This window comes from Microcoleus sp. LAD1_D5 (assembly GCF_036702115.1).
Taxonomy (GTDB): domain Bacteria; phylum Cyanobacteriota; class Cyanobacteriia; order Cyanobacteriales; family Microcoleaceae; genus Microcoleus.
On the sequence record NZ_JAUBSA010000169.1, the window covers coordinates 1 to 2,062 of the forward strand.

A 2,062-nucleotide genomic window follows, 5' to 3' on the forward strand; every position below is an offset into this window, starting at 1 on the left:
TTTTGGCTGGCATTTTTGTAAAAATTGACTAAACTTAATTTTTATTATACCCTATTTAAAGGTACAACAGCTTAGCGGCACTGTTTTATGAGTTTGAGGAGACTGGGCAAAATCTGGTTTTGGGCTATCAGAATCCGGGGGAGTTGCGGGATGGTTATCCGAAGTTTTATTGGAATGTGGTTTATCGGTATGTGAAGGATGCGATCGGCTATTTGGAACTGACGCAGCAGGGGAAACAAGTTGTTGCTAATTTGAGCGCGAATGTTTTTCGGGTGGAGCATTCTCAGGTTCCAGAGTCTGCGGTGGCTGTAGTTAGCTAGGGTTGGGTTGAGCTGGGGCGCTATTGTTACTGATGTGAGGACAAGGGCGATCCTTCCATTGTCAACTAATAGTTTGTCAATGGCAGCGAGGATTTTTCTGGGCACTGCCCACCCTACGGAATCCTTCTGCAACATAGACATGACTTACTTACGCAAAGATTCCTCTTGACAGAATAGAAGTAGTCTGTAGGGTAGGGAGTGTTGATGTCAACCTCTGAGATCATAATAGGATTTGTCACAAAGCCCACCCTTGGCAATTCTTGATAAGGACATCCCAAAAATTATTGGTTTACTAGCATAAACTCAGTGGTAGTGCTGCGGAGTTAGGGTATCAGTTATAATTTTAATTAGTCAATACATCTTAATGTTCAGCTTATGAATTGTCGGTTGGGCGATCGGAATATTGTAAAAAACGGCTATACCCACAGCAGTAAGAAAATCTTTAAATGTTTTGGCATAGCCAGATAGATTGAGTCGTTAAAGCGCTAAAAGAGTGAAGACTAACCATGACATTCATCAACCCCAAAACCGACTTTGCCTTCAAAAAATATTCGGCTCCAACGAAAGCAAACCAATCTTAATCAGCTTTCTCAACGCCATGATTTATGATGGCAATCCCACCATCGCCGACCTAGAAATTATCGACCCGTATTTAGCATCAAGAGTGCCGTATCTCAAAGACTCTTACCTGGATGTCAAAGTCCGGCTTGCAGGAGGCGCAACTGTAATTATCGAGATGCAAGTTTTAAATGTAGCATCTTTTGCGAAACGGGTAGTTTACAACGCTGCGAAAACTTATTCAACTCAACTGATTCGCGGTCAAGGTTACTTTAAGTTAAAATCTGTAATTGCTTTGAGAATTACAGATTTTGAAATGTTTGACAATGACCAAGAAGTAATTTCTCACTTTGTGTTCAAGGAGAAAAAGCGTTTATTTGATTATGTAGATCCAGAGATTGAACTGAGATTTATCGAATTGCCAAAATTCAATAAACAATTGGATGAGTTAGAAACTTTGACTGACAAGTGGATTTATTTTATGAAAAATGCTCCCAGCTTGGAAATAGTGCCTTCAATAATGGAAACAGTATCGGAAATACAGCAAGCTTTTGCGATTGGCAATGAAACTAATTTGAATCCAGAGGAGTTGGCAGATTTAGAAGAACGCGAAATGTTTATTCTCGATCAGCAGGGTGTCTTGCTCAAGGGAATTGAAAAAGGAATCGCACAAGGCAGAGAACAAGGCATCGCAGAAGGGCGAGAAGAAGGGCGAGAAGAAGGACTAGCGTTAGGAATGAGAGAAAAAGCTCTAGAAATTGCTAGGCAACTTCTCAATATCCTTGACAATCAAACAATTAGTCAAACTACTGGTTTGAGCGTTGAAGATATCCAAAACTTGCGGTAGGAATGAAAGGAAGGGAAAAAGTGCGATCGCACAATTAGTACACCTTTTCTCATTACCAGGCTAAGCCTGGTAGCGCAGGTTTTTGAGCCTCTGCCTCTTGGATTGAGAATTACGCTCCATATTAACTCTCATCCACCTAAGGCTCAAGGATGAGTCTGCCCTCTCTCTAAAGGAAGATTTCATTAAACCAGTAAATTCCGTATGATCCTGTAAAAGTCAGTTAGAGAGGAAAGCTATCTCCGACTCTAGCTCCGAATAACTGACCAAAAAAACGGGATTCAAGCCCCGTCCTTCTAGGACGGCTTTTCTTGATTTCTAATATATTCCTTCAAAACTT

Annotated in this window: 2 pseudogenes; both read left to right on the forward strand. The window is 40.9% G+C overall.

The features are described 5' to 3' along the window. Positions 1-71: 71 nt before the first annotated feature. Positions 72-320, forward strand: a pseudogene (locus QUA70_RS28325) (metal-dependent phosphohydrolase); the annotation flags it as partial. A gap of 506 nt (positions 321-826) precedes the next feature. After that, positions 827-1,725, forward strand: a pseudogene (locus QUA70_RS28330) (Rpn family recombination-promoting nuclease/putative transposase). The last annotated feature ends 337 nt before the right edge of the window (positions 1,726-2,062 follow it).